Source organism: Deinococcus marmoris DSM 12784, from assembly GCF_000701405.1.
GTDB classification, from domain to species: Bacteria; Deinococcota; Deinococci; order Deinococcales; family Deinococcaceae; genus Deinococcus; species Deinococcus marmoris.
The window spans coordinates 1-20,269 of record NZ_JNIV01000065.1 but is presented as its reverse complement, the minus strand read 5'-3'; the positions used below and the strand labels follow the sequence as shown (position 1 = coordinate 20,269).

Below are 20,269 nucleotides of genomic sequence, written 5' to 3'. Positions count from 1 at the left end.
GCCGCTCATGGGCCTGGATGCCATTCTTTCCAGCAGTGGACACCTGCGGATCGGCGCGCGCGCCCGGGCTGGCCAGGAAGAACCAGACCTGGACGACGGGCATCAGAACTTGAAACGGATTCCTGGCCTGCCGCAGGTTTACGCCGCGCTGGCCCGGTACAACGATATGCGCGCCGCCACGGCCGCCTGGCTGCGCGCCGAGGCCTGCGCGGAAGTCGGCGTCTCCCCCGAAGCCCTGGACGAGAAACTCAGCGGCCAGCCTCCCTTTCCCTTGACGCCGGAGAACCTGGCGCTGGAGCGCCGCCTGTCGTGGCCGGGCGGCGCGTGGCGGGTGGAGCTTGCCCGCCATCCCCTGGACCTTGAGAGTGACGGACAGGCGCTCTCGCACTGTGTGGGCTGGGGCGGCTACGCCCACGCAGTCATTGAGGGCAGCGCCCTGATCATGCGGATCCTCGACAACGGCCAAAGCCCTCAGGGTGTCGCCGGGGGACTGCTGGCCGGCCTTCCAGTGCTCACGCTCGAACTCGCCCCTGAAGCCGGTGCAAGGGCGGGCTGGAAAATTGTTCAGGCCCGGGGGCAGGGCAACCGCTCAGTCAGCGCGTACGAGGCGGCGCTACTGGGCGAGTGGGCCGCCGCCGTGGGCGTCCTGGGCGGCGACGCGCAGATTCCTACCCGAAAAGAACTCGCCAGCAAACGCGTCTAGGGCCTCACGGTCACGGCACTCGCCCATGGGAAGACAGATGACGCCCAGCCCGCACCCATCGACGATGAGCACATCCAACTCGCCGTCCGCGCACATGCCCGGCGGCTCGCTGAGTTGTGGACCCCAGGGGCTAGGCGCAGTCACGCCGGGGCCCTGGGACGAATCACCCTGATGAGGGAACGGGCCGAAGCCCGGCTGAAACGCGAACTGACGCGCCTGCACGCTCTGGGCGAGTCCGCACTGGTGGGCACCTTCGAAACCAGCAGCATCCTGATGGGCACGCACGCCCTCGAACTCGCCTCCGACACCCGGCCACGCCTGAGCGACGTCACCGACCCCAACTTCGGCGTTCCCGCCCTGCGGGTCTGGCAGCGGAGCGAGATCGACGTGAGCGACGCCCTCGAGTTCACCGAGGGCACCGACATCGTGATCCTGCGCCCGTCGAAGAATCCGGGCCGGCCACTGCGGGCCGAGTATGGCGGCACGCACCGCAGCCTTTCGGACGTGCCGCTGAGCCGAGAGGTGCTGGGCGTCCTGCTCAACCCGGATGCGGTGGCCCGCGCCCTACACCGAGGCGAATCGGGAACTGTGCTGACCCTGAGGAGTGTCCTGGACCTCCCCCTGGACAACTTTGAATCGCTGGCGACGAAGATCACTGGCAAAAAGGGCGTGACGCTGCGCGAACAACTCAGGGTGTTGTTGAGCGCAGACTAACCTATCCAAGGGGCATAAAACGCCGAAGGTGGTCACCATGCCCAAGCTCGTGCCGCTCAAGCGTCAGCCCCCACTAAACTGTGAGGCGTCTATGACCACACCATCAACTGCGCCCCATACTCTGCGCCCGGTCTGGTCATATCCCGCGTACCACGGCGTCCACACTCTCGAGTTAGGAGAAGGAGTGCGTAGTTCATCGCGAAGCGCGTGCCAGGTGAGGGTGTCCCATTTGCGGTGAGTTGCCGAGATACCGTCTCCCTCAGTTGATCTTAGAGCGCGTTTATAAAGGGTCAGGCCCGATGGCAAGCTTGAGGTGTGAAACGCAAGCCGTACTCATCGGACCTGACCCAAGCCCAGTTTAAGCGGCTCGAACCACTCCTCCCCTCTGCCAAGCCAGGAGGGCGGCCACGCACGGTCGATCTCTACGAAGTGCTGTGCGCGATCATGTACGTCTTGCAGGGTGGCATTGCCTGGAGAAATCTGCCGCATGACTTTCCGGCGTGGCAGACCGTGTACGCGTACTTCCGGCGTTTTGAAGCTGACGGTTCATGGGAGGCGATCAACCGTGTCCTAGTGCGGGAAACCAGAGTGGCGGCAGGACGCAACCCGGAGCCGAGTGCGGGCATCATGGATGCTCAGACCGTGCGCTGCGCGCCGCAAGCGGGGCCGCGTGGCGTGGACGCGGGGAAAAAGACCAACGGGCGCAAACGGCATATTTTGACCGATACGATGGGCTTGGTGCTGGTGGTGCTGATCACGACGGGAAATATTCAGGATCGTGATGGCGGAAAAATGACGCTGTGGTACGCACGGAGGCGCTTTGTGCGCCTCCGTCATGTCTGGGCCGATGGCGGTTATCTGGGCAAGCTCGTCACCTGGACGCTGGAGACACTGGGCTGGACACTGGAAATCATCAAACGCAGTGACAAGGCCACAGGGTTTCAGGTGCTGCCTCGTCGTTGGGTGGTGGAACGCTCATTCGCCTGGTTGACGCGCTCACGGCGGTTGAGCCGGGATTACGAAGGCCGCTGCCATACCTCAGCGTCTTGGTGCTATCTCGCCAACATTCGCCTGATGGTTCGTCGCCTCGCCCCCTCCCGCGAACCTTTATAAACGCGCTCTTAGTCAGTTACACATCCCCAGAGCTGGACTGTTCAGTAACATCACTGATATTGCTCTCCAGCGAACGGGATCACAGGCCCGTTTGGTTCCAGAGGCCTCCCTTTTTGAGCATCCGGCTTCTGCCGGAGGTGACATGACCGATTCAGAGCCAGTATTCAAGCTGCAGGGACTGCGAGAGAACGCCGAGAATCAGATGCGCCTGGTCTCACCGCTTCTACTCTGGGATGGATGGCCCGCCGCCGCCCTTACCTACGAACTCCAGGTTCACCATGCCGAACTGACCGCGCAGAACGAGGAGCTTCAGCTCACTGCCGTGGAGCTGGAGCGTGAACGCCGGCTCTACCACACACTCTATGAACACGCGCCGACGGCCTACTTCACCTTAGACGCACGCGCGCACATCCAGGACGTCAACCAGGCTGGAGAACAGTTGCTCGGCTTTAACAGAGTTCATCTCCTCGCCCGGCGTTTCTTGCAGTTCATTGACCCCGAATACCGGACGGGGTTCAGCCGCTTGCTGGAGACTTTGCTGAACACTGGGTTTGACACTGAGGTCGCCGCTTCTGAGCGGTTCAGCGTGATCCACCGCAGCGATGAGCGGTTAGAGGTGCAGTTGCAGGCCCTGACCCTGCCAGGCTCGGCGCAGGGTCAGCCCACCTTCTTGCTGACGCTCATGAACCTGACCCCACTGTTCGAGGCACAGGAGGCTGTACACGCCCTGAACGCCACCCTGAAAGACCGGGTACTCGAGAGCACCCAACATCTCCATGTCCTGGCGGACCAGTTTCGGCATCAGGCGCGGCATGACGCCCTCACTGCTCTGCCCAACCGGGTCGCGTTCGAGGAATACCTGGTGCTGGCGTTGGAGAAACTCCACGCGCAGGAAGAAGCGTTCGCGGTGCTGTTTTGCGACATCGACCGGTTTAAACGGATCAACGACAGTCTGGGGCATCCGGCTGGCGATCAGGTCCTCCAGGAACTGGCCCGCCGCCTCCGGACCGTCATCCGGCCCACCGATCATGTGGCGAGGCTGGGCGGCGACGAGTTCGCGGTCCTGCTGCACGGCGTGGCGGGTCAGGACCTGGTGTCCCGCGTCGTCACCCGGCTGGAAGAGGCGCTTGAGGTCCCGTTCGTCGTGAGCGGTCAGGAACTGTTCATGCAGATCGGGACTGGGGTCCTGCTGGTCACGGACGAGTATCACTCGTCTGAAGACATCCTGCGAGATGTGGATCTGGCGCTCTATCAGGCCAAGCGGGGTGGACCGGCGGGCACCCGCGTGTTTGAACCGTTGATGCGCGACGAGTTCCAGGGCCAGTTGGAGCTGGAGGGGTATCTCCGGCACGCCCTGGAGCGCGACGAACTGGTGGTGCACTATCAACCCATCGTGGCCTTGCAAGGCGGGCACATGCTCGGCCTCGAGGCCCTGATTCGCTGGCAGCATCCGCAGCGGGGCCTGCTGCCAGCGGAGGCGTTCGTACCCCTGGCCGAAGAACTGGGGTTGATTGGACAGTTCGATGAATGGGTGCTTCAGACAGCCGTGCGGGACCTGGCCCACTGGCCGGTGGACTGTGCCCTGGACCGTCCACTGTGGCTCAACGTGAACGTTTCGGCGGCCCACCTGAAACAGGTGGCCGCTGTCACGGCACCGATCAGCAAGACGCCCCTGACCGCCCCCTGGCGGGTCCTGATCGAAATCACGGAACGGGTGCTGACCCACTCGGCGGACACCGACGCGGCCACGTTGCAGACCCTGCGGGACGCGGGCGTTGAACTGGTGGTGGACGACTTCGGGATTGGGGAGTCGTCCCTGAGCAGCCTGCACCGCTTTCCGCTGCGGATGCTCAAAATTGACCGCTCGTTCGTGGCCACCCTGGATCAGAACCGGGAACTGGTTCGAACCATCGCGGTGATCGGGCGCTCGCTCGGCCTGACCCTGGTCGCTGAAGGCATCGAGACCGAAGCGCAGCGCGCCCAACTCATCGAGTTGGGCCTCACCGCCGGCCAGGGGTACCTCTTCGCCAGGCCCCTGCCTGCCGATCAACTGGGGCCGCACCTCCACTCGACTTTGAAATTCCCCTGAAGGGGTACGGGCTAGCCTGCCGCAGTGGGTTCTGTGTCGTGCCTGAACTGCTCGCCACTCAGGGTCTGGTTCTCGATGATGTTTTGAAAGATCAGTCTGGTGCGGTCTTCCATCTGCCTGGCCTTCTGGAAATATTCGCCTGCCAATCTCGTGTTGCCCGCCGCTTCCAGCTCCTGGCCGGTGTTCTCCAGCAGCATGCTGGCCTCCTCAAGGGCACGCATGGTGATCCACAACTTGTCCTCGATCTGCTCCGTGACGCTCACCAGCAGGGTGTCTGCGGTGTACGCATGCCCCGTATGGCAGCGGTAGCGGGTCAGGTTTCCCTCTTTGATCTGCACCAGAACGCCGCCGCACTCCGGGCAGGTCTGGGGCGTCACCTTGCCAAAGTTCATGACGCCCTTCCGGAAGGCGTGGGCCGAGCTGGCAATGCTGACTTCGGTGGCCACCCGCTCGCGGTCTTCTTCATGGACTTCCACCTTCGTCCGCACGGGTTCAGCCACCAACCGGACCAGCAGGCCCGCCAGATCCTGTGCCGTCACCGTGTGGTCAATGTCCACCTGAGCCGCCGCGCTTTTCGGCATGGAGTCGTGTTCCGCGTCCCTGGGGTCCTGCACCACGGCGGCCCCCCCGAAATGTTTGATCGTCCACAGCCCCGAGGTGCCATCGTCCAGTAGGCCGGAGAGGACGACCCCAATGACGTTTGCTCCCTCGCTATAGGCCGCAGACCGGAAGAGCGTATCGACGGCTGGGCGCACCCGGTTTTCTTTGGGGCCTTTGGTGACACTGAAACAACCCTTTTCAACCAGCAAATGGTGGTCAGGTGGGGCACAGTAAATCCGCCCGGGCAGGAGAGCCTCCCCCTGAACGGGCGTACAGACGGGAAGCGGTCCCGCGCGGCCCAGAATCTCGGGCAGGAAACTCGGCCCGTAAGCGGGGATATGCACGACGATGCACACGGTGGCGGGGAAGTCGGCAGGCAACCCGGCGGCCAGCCGTTGCAGCGGCCTCATCCCGCCTGCGGACGCGCCAATGACCACCAGTCGTTGTGAAAGCATTCCCGCATTCTGCACCAGTTGAGCCTGGGCCATGCTCAAAGTTCCTGAACCGAGGCGCGTGGCCGCAGCGCCGTGTTGGGGAGCGTCCACCCCGCAACGCGTCGGTGCGTGTCTCCGGCAGTCGGGGCGTGGATGCGTCGGAACAGAACTCTACTCTTGAAATTTAGATTCCATTTCCAGACCACTTTTGGAGCGGAGCCTCCTGGCAACGGCCCTCGCCGATGCCGTGAACGATGATCACCCCGCTGAGGACAGCAAAACGATCTGAACCGCATGGAGCGCGGACGTGCAAAAACGCGGTGGCTTTTCAGGACGGGCGGCCCAGCCCGCTCGCCTGGACATGGACTGGCAGACGTGGACGCCACCAGTCGCCCTCAAAGGTGCTCTGCTTCTTTATTTCTTGCCGACTTCAAAGGGGCTCTAAAGGCCATCTTTCCTGTCCCCACCGAATGTTCTCTAGGCTATCTGGGCAGTCAAAACGATGTGGACGTCTGACCCCAGGCATACGGCCCCGTCCCAGAGGTATTCCATGAAACAAGGACACAACAACAAACTGGCCCTGGGCCTCGCCCTTCTCTCCGGCGCAGCGCTGGCGGGCGGCAACGACGGTTCCCGGCAGGAAGGCCTGCTCTCCGTGAACGGCGCGCAGATTCACTACGTCTCGCAGGGCAACGGCACGCCCATGCTGCTGCTGCACGGCTACCCCCTGAGCGGCGAACTGTTCTCGCGCAACCGCGACGCACTCGCCGGCGCAGGCTACCGTGTCATCACCATCGACCACCGAGGCTACGGGCAGAGCGTGGCTCCCCAGAGCGATACCGGCTCCATCCAGACTTATGCCCGGGACGCACTGGCGGTGATGGATCAACTCAACGTTCCCAGCGCCATCATCGGCGGTATGTCGATGGGCGGCCCGATCGTGTTCGAGATGTACCGCACCGCCCCCGAACGCTTCAAAGGGATGCTCCTGATCGACACCATCGCCAACCCCGCCAACGTGGTGGAAAAAGCGCTGTGGGGCGGCATGGCGCAGAAGGCCGCGACCTACGGACCGCAATCGCTGGTGGGCGAACTCCTCAAAGACATGCTGACCGGCGTGACCCGCCTGAGCAAGCCCGGTGACGCCAAGTTCCTGGGCGACATCGTGAAACAGGCCAGCGTCGCTGGAGACGTGGCGGGGGCAAAGGCACTGTCTGAGCGCCCCGACTCCTTGCCCACCCTGGGGACCATCATGGTGCCGACGCTGATTCTGGTGGGAGTGGAGGACACCGTTTACCCGCCGCCGTTTGCCATGAAGATGCAGCAGAACATCGCGGGCAGCAAGATGGTGCTGATCCCCGGGGCGGCCCACGCCGCCATCTACGAGAACGCAGCCTTTGCCAACCGCGCCATCCTGGACTGGGCGAAAACGCTGAAGTAAACGGAAGATTCAGGAGTCGGGGCAGCGTCTGGAAGCTGCCCCGCTTTTCATGTCAGGGAGGACAGGGGAGTCAGGCCGCTCATGGTTTTACTCAGGGGTGTTCAAGATGTCGAAAGAAGATCCGGCTGGTAGAAGGCCGGTACATCTTGGGGGATGAAACTGAGGGAAAAGTTTCAGAGGGACACCCGTGCGGTAACGAATGGATTCTGCTGGCGAATCCAAAATTTGGGCAGAGTGAGGGTGTCGAAAAGCCTATAGTCGATAAAATGCCGAGTGCCAGGAAGCCTCATTTACCGAAGGCATGTACTTCAGAACGCCGCTTCGCTCGGCCTCACGAATTCGCCAGCAGAATCCGAATGTTTTCTCAAGCTGACTTCACCGGGATGACCGGACAGCCAGTTCACCAACATCCAGACTGTCATCGCCATGCCTGACGCTCATCTTCCGGACCCGACGGACCACCGGGTAGCTCAGTTGATCTTCCAGTTGCAGCACATGACTCAGGCCCTCGCCGATGTTCGCCAACCAGCGGAGGCGTTTGACATCATTCTGCGTGACGCCTAGGGCGACCGAGCGTTTATGAAATAAAAGTGTCAGTCACTGACTTTATCCTTGAAACGTAACTGAGCCGATGACCGAGGAGCAGCGATGACCCCCAGCCTGACGTCCGTACCGGACCCCCAACTCCTGAGCCAGGCCCTTGCCGCGTGCACAGTCGGCGTCGTCATGACCGATGCTCGCCAGGACGATCACCCGATCGTCTACGTCAACCCGGCCTTTGAAGCGCTCAGCGGCTACGCGGCCGACGAGATCCTCGGGCGCAACTGCCGCTTCCTGCAAGGCCAGGACCGCGACCAGCCCGGCGTAGAGGAGATCAGGCAGGCGATGGCCCAGCAGCGCAGTACGACCGTCATCCTGCGCAACTACCGCAAGGACGGCACGCTGTTCTACAACGAGCTCAGCCTCAGTCCGGTCCACGACGCTTCCGGCACCTTAACGCACTACCTGGGCTTCCAGAACGACGTCACCGCGCGCGAGGAGGCCCAGACAGAGCAGCGAACCAGCGAGGAGCGCTTCGCCAAGGTCTTCGAGGCTTCCCCGATCGCCATCATTGTCTCCCAGCTCAGGAGCGGCCAGTACATCGACGTCAACCCCGAGTTTCTGCGCCAGAGCGGTTACAGCCGCGAGCAGGTGATCGGGCGCACCGCGCTCGATCTGGGCTTCTGGGTCAACCCGTCAGAACTTGAAGCTGTTGGGCGAACGCTCCAGGAGCAGGGGAAGGTCCTCAACCGTGAGGTGCAGTTCCGCCTGAAGTCCGGAGCGGTGGCCGATACGGTCACGTCGATCGTTCCAGTGACGATCAGTGGAGAAGCATGTGTAGTGACGCTTGTTCATAACATCACCCTGGAGAAGCGCGCACGCCAGACGCTGGCTGAGAGCGAGGAGCGCTACCGTCAGAGCGCTACCGAACTGCAACGGACGCTGGACCTGTCCCTCGACCTGATCACTTCGAGCGACGCCCAGGGGCGCTTTGTCACGGTGAGCGCGGCCTGCCAGCAGATGCTCGGCTACGCGCCTGAAGAGCTGATCGGCCGCGCTTACCTCGACTTCGTCCATCCAGATGACCGGGCCCTTACGGTGCAGGAAGCCGAAAGCATCACCACAGGCTGGGCGACGACCACCTTTCGGAACCGGTATCTCCACCGAAACGGGGCCGTGGTGTGGTTGGAGTGGTCGGCGGTGAACATGCCCGGCGACCTGTTGTACTGCGTGGCGCGTGACATCACCCAGCGTCGGGCTGCCGAGGAGGATCAGGCCTTTCTGGCCGCCATCGTCGAGGCCAGCCAAAACGCCATCGTCGGGATGGAACTCAACGACACCATCCGTTCGTGGAACGCCGGCGCCGAACGGTTGTACGGGTATAAGGCTGCCGAAGTCATCGGGCAGCCCATCACCCTGATCATCCCACCGGAACTCCGTGCTGAGAGTGCTGAGGTCTTCCGCAGGGTCGTGCAGGGCGAGTGTGTCGAACCCTTCGAGTCGGTCCGGATCGCCAAAGATGGCCACAAGCTCATCGTGGTGGTGACCGTTTCGGCGATCCTCGACGCGGCCGGTCAGGTGATCGGCGTGGCCAGGGTCAAGCACGACATCACAGCTAGTCACGCCGCTGACCGGAAGATCGAGACCCTCAACAAAGACCTCCTGCGGCAGGTCGACTACATCACCAGCCTGCGCACGATCGACCAGTCGATCGCGTCAGGGGCCGATCCAATTCTCACCCTGGGCCTGATCCTCGACAACATCCGTCATCAACTCGGCGTGGACGCGGCCACCGCGCTCCTGATCAACCCGGAAACCTTGAATCTCGAGTACGCCTCCACGCGCGGGTTCTGCGCAAGCGTCCTTCAGGGCACGGCTGTGAAGCTCGGTGTGGGACTGGCCGGTCAGGTGGCGCTGAGCCGCCAACCGCTCAGCGTGCCGGAGCTTGACAGCACCCTGGTCTTGCCCACCTGGCGCGAAGTGGTCCACAAAGAAGGCCTCACGGCTTACTACGCCGCGCCGCTGATCGCCAAGGGTCAGGTGGTGGGGGTCATCGAGGTGCTGGACCACCAGGCGTTGCTCCTCTCGCCCGCGTGGCTGGAGATGCTCGAGACCCTGGTGGGTCAGGCGGCCATCGCCGTGGACAACGCCCACCTCTTCGCTGAACTTGAGCGCCGCAACCTGGAGTTGCGGCTGGCCTACGACGAGACCATCGAGGGCTGGGCCAGGGCACTGGACTTGCGTGACAAAGAAACCGAGGGTCACTCCAGACGGGTGACCGAGATGACGGTGACGCTGTGTGAGCGTCTGGGCGCCTCGCCCGAGCAACTCGTCCATGTGCGCCGGGGCGCGCTGCTGCATGACATCGGCAAGATGGGCATCCGGGACGCGGTGCTGCTCAAGCCCGGCAAACTCACCGACGAGGAGTGGGTGGCGATGAAGCGGCACCCCAGCTCTGCGGTAGAGCTGCTCTCACCGATCAAGTTCCTGCGCCCGGCGCTGGACATCCCGGAGTACCACCACGAGAAGTGGGACGGGAGCGGCTACCCGCTGGGCTTGAAAGGAGAGGCCATCCCGTTGATGGCCAGAGCATTCGCGGTGGTGGACGTGTACGACGCGCTGACGAGTGATCGGCCGTACCGGGCGGCCTGGACCAGAGAGCGGGCAATAGAGCACATCCAGAACGGTGCGGGCACCCATTTCGATCCGGCTGTGGTGGCGATCTTCGTTCAGATGCTTCAGCAGAGCGCACCGTGAAGCCTCGCCGGTCTTCGGGCAAGGTCCGCTCTGGTCATCTTCGGAAGCAGGCCGGGACACAGCTCCGGGTGGCCTTGCGCCGCGCGGCTGCGGCAGAGGAACGCGCGGATGACGCGGAGTACCTGGCCAACCTCACCCTCGAACTCGATGTTACCAGGGATCCGCGCGTCATCAGCGAGCACGTGGCCAGACGCCTTCAGCAGCTCACCCATGCCGACCAGATCTGTATCAGTTTCGGAACAACCCTCCGGGGCGTCCGGGTGACGGTCCTGCACGGCGACGGTCCGCCCCAGCTCGAGGTGTTTCGCCAACAGCGGTTTCAGCGCGCTGAGGGCGGCGCCTTCTGGGAGCGCATCGAATCGGGCGAACCGCTGTTCGTCGACGACTATCCCCGCAGCCCGACGACGTCGCCGTTCATGGTGCAGGCTGGCGTGAGCGCCGTCGCGCATTTGCCGTTCGGAAGTTTGGATGGAGAGGTCGGGGTGCTGACCGCGTTCCGCTTTGGTACACCAGGGGCCTGGACCGCCCGGGAGCAGACGCTGCTGAGAGCTACGGCCAGCACGCTGGGCCATGCCGTCCAGCGGGCCCAGAACTTCCTGGAACTCGAACAGGCCGTGAGTTTCTCACGGGCCCTGGCCCAGGTGGCCCGACTCACGGAAACGCCCATCAGCCTCTACGAGACGGCCCGGCGGGCCGCCGAGATCATGGCTGGCCCGGCGCAGCTTGATCTCGCTGCCCTGGCCCAGATGGACGGCGAGCACGTGATCCATCAGGTGCACTTCAGAAGCGCTGCGGTGTCTGCAGAACTCGTTCGCCTCGTGGAACAGGGCTTAGCCAGGTCGCAGAGCCTGGCCTGGCGGAGTCTTCAGCAGAACCAGGCGCTGTTCGTCGACCGGTATCAGGACAGCGCCGTGCGCATCGAGGCGTTGGTGGACGAGTCTGTCCAGGCGCTGGCTTTCGTTCCCTTGACGGCGGGAGATCCGGCCAGGGGCCTGGCGCTGATCATCTGCCGGGTCGGGGACGCCCCGCCCTGGTCCGAAAACGACCGGGAACTGTTCCTGACGGCGGCGCACAGCGTCCGGTTGTCGCATGAACGCCAGCACTCCATGGAGAGCCTGCGCGAAGCTGCCCTGACCGATCCACTCACCCGGCTCGGGAACCGCCGCGCCATGGAGGAGGCCCTGCTCCTGGGTCTGGAGGAGGCCCGCGAGACTCGTTCGGGGCTGAGTCTGATCTCGCTGGACCCCGACGGGCTCAAGGGGGTGAACGACCGCGAGGGGCATGACCGGGGCGACGCGCTGCTGGCCGGTTTCGCCACGTCGCTCCAGCTCGCCTTCCGGCGCGAGGACGCGCTGTTCCGGGTCGGCGGGGACGAGTTCGTGGTGCTCGTGAAACATCCGACTCCAGCAGGCACGGCGGTCAGCGGTTCGCTGGCCTGCGTCCAGGTGGCGTTGGAAAAGCTCAGGGACAGTGGATTTGGCCAGGCCGATGTCAGTGCTGGGATCGCCACGTTCCCTGAGGACGGTGACGAGGCCGAGGATCTGCTGCGTCTCAGCGATCGCCGGATGTACCTCCAGAAACAGGAACATCAGGCCTTCCTCAGGACGTAGAGCGTGTTCTTCTGAGCGCCGGGGTACGCTCTCCCAGCTCGGGGTCCGTGAGAGGCCAAAGGAAGAAACGGGACATGACCCACCACGCCGCAGTGCTTGACACCTGGGGCAGGCTGCCGCCCGAGGTGGGCGACGTCACTGCTCACGTCGAAACTGAGCCGCAGGACCGCCAGGTGCTCGGACTCGCTGAGGAGGTCTGGAACGAATTCGGCGAGCAGGCTGGCCAGCGGATGACCAGCCTGTTCGTACTCATGTATGACCACCTCACGGCTTACGAGGGTTGAACGTGGCGAGGACCCAAACTTCGTCCAGGCCGCATGAGAGTTTTCTGGCGCCGCAACTCACGCAACTCAGAAGCGTGCAGAAACGAACGTTCATTCAGGTCCACCAGCATCGGGCTACCCACCACAGAAAATTTATAAAATTTCACGCGAGATGGTTGTCAGAGTCGAAAATGTCTAATATCGGATGTGGAATTCTTCATATCTGGCCTGCTTCTCGGCGTCATTGCCGCGTCGTTGCCGCAGGCTGGAATACGCCTGCTCAAGCGCAGGGCGGTTCCCCGGACGGAGAAACCTGACGCCACTCCTGACCCACACCAGGGGGGCCAGACTTTGCCGGACCACCCCCTCATCCATATGACCCCCCGCTTCTTTACCCACAGCAGGGGCGAGTTCTTTCGCACCCTGGACCAGGCCCTCCTGCCCGGCTACCGCGCCTTTCCCAACGTGCGCCTGGGTGACGTCTTTCAGAGTGAAGCGCCTGCGGCGCAGGACCTGACCGCCCGAATGCAGCACGAACACGTCGATTTCCTGATCGTGGCCGTGACCGATGCCCGCCCGGTGGCCGCCATCACGCTGAGTGGCACCGGCGGTGACCACGCCGGACAGCAGCGCCGCGATGGGATGATGGATTTGATCTTTGGGAGCGCCGGGTTGCTCTTGCTGCGGCTGCGGAGTGAGGATGTTCATACGCACGCCAGCCTGGAGGCCACATTGTGGGAGCACCTGAAACCTGCTGAACGCTATGAACTGGTCTGATCTTCAGGGTGATTCTTTATGTGATAGACAGGTGAGATCGGCGTGAGGTCTGCGCTTCTATACTGGATTCATGTTGCCTGTTAAGCCTCGTGGTGTTCCAGACAGCACGCCGGGCGCATGCGAGACGCCCGCCTGGTTCGGCCTGACGGCCTGGCGGGCCGCCGACGAACAGGCCAACGAGGTCTGTGACACCACACTGCGTTCACTGACCCTGGTCCTGGAGGCCCGGGACAGCGAAACCAGGGGCCACACGGACCGGGTCACCGATCTGGCGCTGCGGATGTCTAGGGCACTGTTCTGGTCCCCATCCCAGACGCGGGCGCTGCGCTGGGGCGCGTACCTGCACGACATCGGCAAGCTTGACATCCCTGACGCCGTGCTGCTCAAACCTGGCCCACTGGACGCTGCCGAGTGGACCGTCATGCGCTCACACGTCGGGGCAGGTTTGCGCTTTGCGGCGGCACTGAAGCTGGAGTCCCTGCCGGAAGCGGCGCTGCGGGTGATCCGTGATCACCATGAGCGCTGGGACGGTCAGGGCTACCCGGCGGGCAGAATGGGGGGCGAGATCAGCCTGGAAGGCCGAGTGTTTGCGCTGTGCGACGTCTACGACGCCCTGACGAGCCAGAGACCTTACAAGGCGGCGTGGACCCATCAAGCGGCGCTGGCCGAGATCAGGGCGCAGGCGGGACACCACTTCGATCCGGTGCTGACGCAGGTGTTCGTGGATCTATTTGCCAGTGTGAAAGCCAGACCGACTGAAGGGCAGATCGAGTCTGGACCATGAGATCCGGCAGGAGTCTGCTGCAAATTCCATGCTGGGCGGCATTCATGACCTGAACGGCTGATTTCGGGCGAGAGGGCCTTGCAATGCGGTTAAGCACTCATTCCTTAGCGCGGGTTGCTGTTCCGATTCTCAAATTTCCCTTATTCTTCTGCGCATGCCTTTGCCGTCCGCGTCCCTCGCAGGATTGTCCTCGCTGTCCGAGCATCTCCAGCACGTCACCGAGAATCTCGCCGCCGCGAGTACCCAGGACGCTGTGTTCGCGGTGATCCTGACCCCTGCATTGGAGGCCCTTCAGGCCATCGCGGGAGCCATTTTGCTGGTGAATGCCCAGCAGACCCGCCTCAACTGTGCGGCCACCCGGGGAGAAGAGGCTGGAGCGCCGACCATCTGGTCGGACGGCCCCCTGAGCGATCCGGTTCCGGCCGCCGACGTGCTCAGAAGCCGGAAGCCGCTCTTCTTCGAGCATGCCGGCGCGGTGCAGGCCGCGTATCCCGAACTCGAAGCCAGAACGGGCGCGCGCGCGTCCGTGGCGAGCGCCGTGCTGCCGATGTTTCTGGGTCAGGTGGCGCTCGGCAGCCTGGTGATCGAATTCAGGGAGCCGCATACGTTCACCCCCGAAGAACGCGCGTTCCTGCGCACCCTGGCCTCCCAGTGCGCCGTCGCCCTGGGCCGGGTGCGGCGGGCCGAAGCACTGGAGCGGCGGGTGGCAGAACGCACTGCCGCGCTGGAGGCCTTCGCGCGCTTTACCACCGCCGTGGGGACAGACACCGATGTGCTCGCCCTCGCAAGGGTGGCCACCCTCGCCCTGAGAGCGCATTTCCCCGAGGCCAGCGTGGGCTACTACGAGCAGGAGGACGCCCTCTGGAAGGCCCGGGTCTGGACGGAGGACGTGCCGGCGGACCTGGCGGCCAGACTGGCCGCCGGGATCACCGCCGACACCCCGATGATCGCGGAGGTGCTGTGCGCCCGTGAGGCGGTCTTCAAGGACGCCCAGGCGGCCACCCGCGACCACATCAAACACACCGAGGCGTACACCGCCGTTGCCAACACCCCGCTGCTGGTGAACGGTGAAGTGTACGGGGTGCTCTCGGTGGGACTCAAGGACGTGCGCGAGTGGCAGGCGCAGGATCAGGCCATCGTGCATGCGGTCGAGATGGGGCTGAACCTGGCCCTGGAGCGCGCCGAGCAGGCCAGGCAACTGGACGAGGAGCGGACGGCCCTGCGGGCCTTTACCACCTTCACCGAGCAGGTTGGGGTGGAAACCGACGTGCCCATCCTGATTCAGCGCGCCGCCTCCCTGTTGCAGCAGACCCGGGCGGTGGACGTGGTCTATTTTCAGCGCGATGCGGCCTGTTTCCGGGCCCAACTCTGGAGCGAGGGCTTTCCGCCCGACGTGCTGGGCGTCGCGCGGGCCGGGTATCCGCTGAATCAGCCGCACCTGGCGCGTGCGGAGCGCGAACGGGACATCGTTTTCGAGGAGGCCTGGGATCCAGACGCGCAGGGCGTTCCCGAGTCGGCACTGTACCGGGCGGCGGCCTTCCAGCCGTTCTTTGATGGCGACGTGATGACCAGTGTGATGGTGATGGCGTCGCAGAAGGCGCAGCGCTGGACCGAGCGGGATCGGGGCATCTTCCGCGCCGTGGGGCATAGTCTGGACCTGGCGCTGAAGCGCGCCGCGCAGGCCCAGACGCTCAGCACCCAGGCCGCTCAGCTCGCCGCTCAGCGGGACACCCTGGACGCCCGGACGCGGGAACTATCAGCCGCGAACGAGGAGCTCGAAGCGTTCGCCCAGTCTGCCTCGCATGACCTGAGAACGCCGGTGCGGCACATCACGGCGTTCGTCGATCTCGCCCGGAAAGCGCTGAGCGTCACGCCGAACGAGAAGGTCACGCGTCATCTGGAGATGGTGCAGCAGGCCGCAGACCGGATGTCGGCGATGATCGACGCGATGCTGTCGCTGTCCCGTGCGGGGGCGCAGGACCCCCGGTTTCAGATGGTTGACCTGAACGCGCTGGTCGCGCAGGCACAGCGCGACGTGCAGATCGAGTTCGCTCAGCAGCGGGTGCACTGGGAGCTGGGGCCGCTGCCTCAACTCGTGGGAGACCGGGACATGTTGCAGCAGGTCATGACCAACCTGCTGAGCAACGCGGTGAAGTACTCCAGCCCCCGGGCGGTGTCTGAAATTCGGATCTGGGCGGAGGAGCGGGACAACGAGTGGATCGTCTCCGTGCAGGACAACGGGGTGGGATTTAATCCCAACTACGCCCACAAGCTGTTCGGGGTCTTTCAGCGCCTGCACAGCGAACGGGACTTTGGGGGCACCGGGGTGGGTCTGGCGACGATGCGGAGGATCATCCTGAAGCACGGTGGGCGCGTCTTTGCCCAGAGTTCAGACGGTGCCGGGGCCACCTTCGGGTTCACGCTACCCCTGGCACAGCAGGGCTTGAAGTAATCAGGACGCGGACGGAACCTGCCATGCAGCTCGGCGGTGATCAGCGGGACTCTTAAGGCCAACGGCAACATGACCGAAGCGTTCACGCTTCAGATCTGGGTCTCGTGAGATGCGCTGAAAGCTGAAAAAGGTGCCTGAGCGAGCTTCGTTACACTGGCGCTTTAGGCAGGATGAAGCCAAAGGTGGCCCCCACGCCGGTCTGACCCTCCGCCGTCATCGTCCCGCCATGCCGGGTCATGATGCGCCGCGCGTTGGCCAGACTGACGGCGGCCCCCTCGAAATCTTCCTGGCGATGTAAGCGCTGGAACATGCTGAACAGCTTGTCGCTGTACTGCGGGCTGAAGCCCACGCCGTTGTCCCGCACCAGGACGGCCCAGCTCTGTCCCCGGTCTTCCGCCCAGACCTCGATCCGTGCCCGTTCACGGTCACGGGTGTACTTCACCGCGTTGTCCACCAGCGCCGTGACCACGCGGCGCAGCAACCCCGCGTCCCCTACGACGGTGGGCAGGGTGCCCACCTGCCAGTCGATCTGGCGCTGCGGCAGGGCCACCCCCACCTCATGGCGGACGGCACTGAACACCCGGTCCAGTTCCACCTGCTCGGCCTTCAGCGGCTGGCGCGAGGCGCGCGAGACGTCCAGCATGCCGTCGATCAACGTGTTGAGGGTGTCGGCGGCGGTTTTGACGATCCCAAAATACCGCTCCGCCTTCACACTCAGTAGCTCTGGCAGCTCGCGGCGCAGCAGATCGCCGAAGCTGGCGATGTGCCGCACCGGAGTCCGCAAATCGTGCGAGACGCTGTAAGTAAAAGCCTCGAGCTCCTCGTTCGACGCCCGCAGCAGGTCGTTCTGCACCGTGAGCTGCCGGGCGGTCTCGGTGCGCTCCAGGGCCAGGCTCAGGCTGCGCCCCACCGAGTGGAACACTGCCCGGTCATGCTCGGACCAGCACGGAGTGTCCTTGACGCCCAGCGCGAACATCGCCTGGGGTCGCTCGCCGATGAACAGCGGGTAGATGGCGACACTCTGGTAGGCCCCGGTCAGGGCGAACCGCTCCTGCTCACCTTCCCAGCCGTCGACGAAGACAGGTTCACCCGTCTGCATTGGCTGGGCGAAGAGCGGGGTGTCCAGCGGCAGTCCGGCTTTGAGCGTTCCCAGCAGGACTGGATCATTCTCCAGATCGCTGGTGTGGACCTTGAGCTTCCAGCGGCCATCTTCCAGAGCGTAGTAGCCGTTGGTGCAATCGGGAAGCAGGACGCTCAGGATGTCCACTGCCCGGCGGGCCAGGGCCAGCACATTGATCTCGCTGGCTGCCGCCTCGGTGAAGCGCACGAAGGCTTCGAGTTCGGCGGTGCGGTCCCGCACCTGCCGTTCCAGATCGCCGGAGAGCCGGACGCGGTCCAGCGCCAGAGCGCACTGACCCGCCAGCGTCCGCAGGAAGTGTTCCTCTTCCGGGGTAAAGTTGTGCGGTTCCTTGAAGTTCAGGATGATCACGCCCAGCGGACGGCCCTCTTCCACCATGGGCAGCACCACACTGGCATCGGCGGCTACACCGCCCGTCCGAGCTTCGAGGTCCGGGTAGGCGGCGACCAGGTCGCCGCTCTTGCTGAAGAACAGCGGCGTGTCCCTGCACAGCGCATCTGGACTGGGTCTGTGCCCGCTCAGGTCACCGTCCTGCCAGATGCTGGCGTCGTCGTGACCACTGCGGGCCGCGACGCGCAGATGAGACTGTTCAACCAGCAACACCACCCCGGAGATGGCACCCAGGGCGGCCAGGGCGTCACTCAGGATGATGTCGAAGACTTCATCCGCTTGACGGACGGCGGCCAGGGCCTGCGTCACGTGCTGGAGATGGGCGAGCAGTTGCGCGGCCTGCACCGCTGCCGGATCAGGTGAGTTCGCTGTGAGGGCATCAGTCATGGGGAAGGCCAGTCTAGGCGCTCCGGAAGGCCTTGCTTCAGCGGTGGCAGCACCTCAGATCGTTGCGTTATCGGGCGGATTCTGCTGGCGAATTCCCAGCATGGAGCGCACAATGAGAAATGCTGCGTCCTACCGCGATTCCAGAGGTTCCGGCTGATACCGCCCGCATTGCCCGCGCTGCGTTTCCCAAAGGCGCGCCATTTATCCGCCTGCGCGACGAACTCGGCGTTTTCCTGACCGACCAGGATTTCGTCCATTTTTATCCCCAGCGGGGGCAGCCTGCGGCTGCCCCGTGGCGGTTGATGCTCATCAGCGTCATGCAGTACGCCGAAAACCTGACTGACCGTCAGGCGGCTGACGCTGTGCGGGGTCACCTGGCCTGGAAATACGCCCTGTCGTTGGCACTTGATGACCCCGGTTTGGATGCCAGTGTGCTCTGTGAATTTCGGACCCGTCTGCTTGCCGCACCCGAACCACTGGACTGGCTAGATCGGCTGCTGTCCCTGTGCGTTGACCGTGGGCTGCTGCAACGACACGGCAAACAGCGCACCGATTCGACGCACGTCCTGGCCGCTATCCGCGTGATGAACCGTCTGGAGTTGGTTACAGAATGTCTGCGTGCGGCCCTGAATGCCCTGGCGGCTTTTGCTCCAGATTGGCTGCGTGAGGTGGCAGACCCGGAGTGGTATGACCGCTATGGACACCGCATGGAAAACTATCGGTTTCCAAAGAGCGACCAGGGCAAACAGGTCTACGCTGATCAGGGCGGCAAAGACGGGCAAACGCTTCTGGCCCTGGTCACCCATGACGACGCACCGCAAGGCAGTCAGCACCTCGCTGAGGTGCTGACCCTGGAACGCTGCTGGCAACGTCAATTTATTGAGCTGGATGGCGCTGTCCGGTTCCGGCTTCGCAGTGAGCTGGTCAAGAAAGGGGCGATGCATGTGGAGTCGCCTTACGATCCAGAAGCCCGCTACAGCACGAAACGGGGGCGAGAATGGTCTGGTTACAAGGTGCATGTTTCTGAAACCTGCGATGACGGCCTGCCTCATCTCATCACCCAGGTCGCGACCACAACAGCAGAAGTGCACGATGCCCCACTGGGACAACACATTCAGACCGACTTATTTCGCCGTGATCTCCAGCCGACGGAGCACTGGGTCGATGCGGGTTACAACGCCGCAGAGCTGATCGTGCGGGCAAAGGAGCAGCACGGAACGGAAATTATTGGGCCTGTCCGGCCCAATACGTCTCAGGCACATCGAACAATCGGTGCCTTTACACTGCGAGACTTCCAGATCCACTGGAGCAGGCGGAAAGCCATCTGCCCGCAGGGCGAAGAGAGTGAGCGCTGGCAGGCAACGAAGCGTAAATCTGGGCAGCCCATCATCATCACCACGTTTTCTGCGAAAACGTGCCTACAGTGTCCAGTCCGAGGACAGTGCGTGAAATCCGAAAAGCGCCCCAAATCGTTGACATTCCAGCCCCAGGCCCAGCAGGAAGCGCTGCATGCAGCCCGAGACGCCATGGTTGATCTGGAAGCGCAGCGCCGCTATCAGCGGCGCGCAGGCATTGAGGGCACCCTTTCACAGGGGGTTCGGGCCTTTGGGTTGAGAAATTGCCGATATCGAGGGCTGCAAAAAGCGCGTCTCCAGCATGTGTTCACTGCCCTGGCGATCAATGTTGTTCGTCTCTGCACCTGGCTGGATGGTGATCGCCCCAAAGGAACCAGGGTCTCGCGCTTCAGTACCGGACAACTTGAGTTCAGGCGGTGCTGAGCGCAGGAAAAGGGTGACTCAGGAGGCCAAAGTAGGCTTCGGCCTGTGGGCGATCCCATCTCAGCGCTCTCGCCAGATATTGCCAGCCATACTGGTACACGCTTGTTGCGCGGCGACCATGAGCCTTGATCAGAATCGGTTTGCACGCGTTCATCCAGACGCCCACCCTCAAACAGCACACCCAGGCCAGCGTGACCAGTCCAAATAACCGCTCCAGTCGGTCAGCGTGGGTCACCGCTGACCGTTCCAGGTCGAAGCCCCGCGACTTCATGCTGCTGAACGTACACTCGATGCTCCAG

At 63.7% G+C, this 20,269-nt stretch carries 15 protein-coding genes and 1 pseudogene; 13 read left to right on the top strand and 3 right to left on the bottom strand.

Annotation, left to right across the window (positions count from 1 at the left end; genetic code table 11):
* Positions 1-7 precede the first annotated feature (7 nt).
* From Q319_RS0115080 to Q319_RS0115065, 4 genes are all read left to right on the top strand, one after another.
* Complete coding sequence (locus Q319_RS0115080) at positions 8-703, top strand: PcfJ domain-containing protein (RefSeq protein WP_029483303.1); 696 nt, start codon at positions 8-10, stop codon at positions 701-703.
* Positions 704-874: 171 nt separating this feature from the next.
* Positions 875-1,417, top strand: coding sequence for a hypothetical protein (locus Q319_RS0115075; protein ID WP_029483302.1), 543 nt, complete (start codon positions 875-877; stop codon positions 1,415-1,417).
* 315 nt (positions 1,418-1,732) lie between these two features.
* Positions 1,733-2,530, top strand: coding sequence for an IS5 family transposase (locus Q319_RS0115070; RefSeq protein ID WP_029483301.1), 798 nt, complete (start codon positions 1,733-1,735; stop codon positions 2,528-2,530).
* Positions 2,531-2,672: 142 nt separating this feature from the next.
* Positions 2,673-4,619 carry a putative bifunctional diguanylate cyclase/phosphodiesterase gene (locus Q319_RS0115065; protein WP_051655435.1) on the top strand — a complete coding sequence of 649 codons (1,947 nt, stop codon included), beginning with the start codon at positions 2,673-2,675 and terminating at the stop codon, positions 4,617-4,619.
* Between the two features lie 11 nt (positions 4,620-4,630).
* Here Q319_RS0115065 and Q319_RS0115060 read toward each other — a convergent pair whose 3' ends face one another.
* Positions 4,631-5,674, bottom strand: coding sequence for a chemotaxis protein CheB (locus tag Q319_RS0115060; protein WP_034415334.1), 1,044 nt, complete (start codon positions 5,672-5,674; stop codon positions 4,631-4,633).
* A gap of 529 nt (positions 5,675-6,203) precedes the next feature.
* Between Q319_RS0115060 and Q319_RS0115055 the strand changes: the two genes are divergently transcribed.
* The 8 genes from Q319_RS0115055 (at position 6,204) to Q319_RS25635 (ending at position 16,277) form a co-directional block, all read left to right on the top strand.
* Positions 6,204-7,094, top strand: coding sequence for an alpha/beta fold hydrolase (locus tag Q319_RS0115055; RefSeq protein WP_029483298.1), 891 nt, complete (start codon positions 6,204-6,206; stop codon positions 7,092-7,094).
* Between the two features lie 426 nt (positions 7,095-7,520).
* Entirely contained in the window at positions 7,521-7,658 is a 138-nt protein-coding gene (locus tag Q319_RS27235) for a hypothetical protein (protein WP_156039373.1), read from the top strand.
* A gap of 84 nt (positions 7,659-7,742) precedes the next feature.
* Positions 7,743-10,391, top strand: a complete 2,649-nt coding sequence (locus Q319_RS25650) for a PAS domain S-box protein (RefSeq protein ID WP_051655434.1) — start codon at positions 7,743-7,745, stop codon at positions 10,389-10,391.
* The gene (locus Q319_RS25645; protein WP_081846079.1) at positions 10,388-12,001 is read left to right on the top strand and encodes a sensor domain-containing diguanylate cyclase; all 1,614 of its coding nucleotides are present in this window, start codon (positions 10,388-10,390) and stop codon (positions 11,999-12,001) included. The genes Q319_RS25650 and Q319_RS25645 overlap by 4 nt, the downstream gene beginning before the upstream one ends.
* 74 nt (positions 12,002-12,075) lie before the next feature.
* Positions 12,076-12,285, top strand: a complete 210-nt coding sequence (locus Q319_RS0115035) for a hypothetical protein (RefSeq protein ID WP_029483295.1) — start codon at positions 12,076-12,078, stop codon at positions 12,283-12,285.
* Positions 12,286-12,639: 354 nt separating this feature from the next.
* A complete protein-coding gene (locus tag Q319_RS25640; protein ID WP_051655432.1) occupies positions 12,640-13,041 on the top strand; it encodes a DUF2726 domain-containing protein in 402 nt (133 codons plus the stop codon).
* A 70-nt stretch (positions 13,042-13,111) separates the two neighbouring features.
* Positions 13,112-13,825: an HD-GYP domain-containing protein gene (locus Q319_RS0115020; RefSeq protein ID WP_051655431.1), complete on the top strand. Its 714-nt coding sequence runs from the start codon at positions 13,112-13,114 to the stop codon at positions 13,823-13,825.
* A gap of 154 nt (positions 13,826-13,979) precedes the next feature.
* The gene (locus Q319_RS25635) at positions 13,980-16,277 is read left to right on the top strand and encodes an ATP-binding protein (RefSeq protein ID WP_081846078.1); all 2,298 of its coding nucleotides are present in this window, start codon (positions 13,980-13,982) and stop codon (positions 16,275-16,277) included.
* A 148-nt stretch (positions 16,278-16,425) separates the two neighbouring features.
* Here Q319_RS25635 and Q319_RS25630 read toward each other — a convergent pair whose 3' ends face one another.
* On the bottom strand, positions 16,426-18,192 hold the full coding sequence (locus Q319_RS25630) for a GAF domain-containing protein (protein ID WP_051655429.1): 1,767 nt from the start codon (positions 18,190-18,192) through the stop codon (positions 16,426-16,428).
* Between the two features lie 119 nt (positions 18,193-18,311).
* On the opposite strand from Q319_RS25630, the gene Q319_RS0115005 reads away from it, so the two are divergent.
* Positions 18,312-19,970: an IS1182 family transposase gene (locus Q319_RS0115005; RefSeq protein WP_029483289.1), complete on the top strand. Its 1,659-nt coding sequence runs from the start codon at positions 18,312-18,314 to the stop codon at positions 19,968-19,970.
* Here the strand turns inward: Q319_RS0115005 and Q319_RS0115000 are convergent.
* A pseudogene (locus Q319_RS0115000) lies at positions 19,957-20,269 on the bottom strand (IS4 family transposase); the annotation flags it as partial. The gene Q319_RS0115005 and the pseudogene Q319_RS0115000 overlap by 14 nt on opposite strands.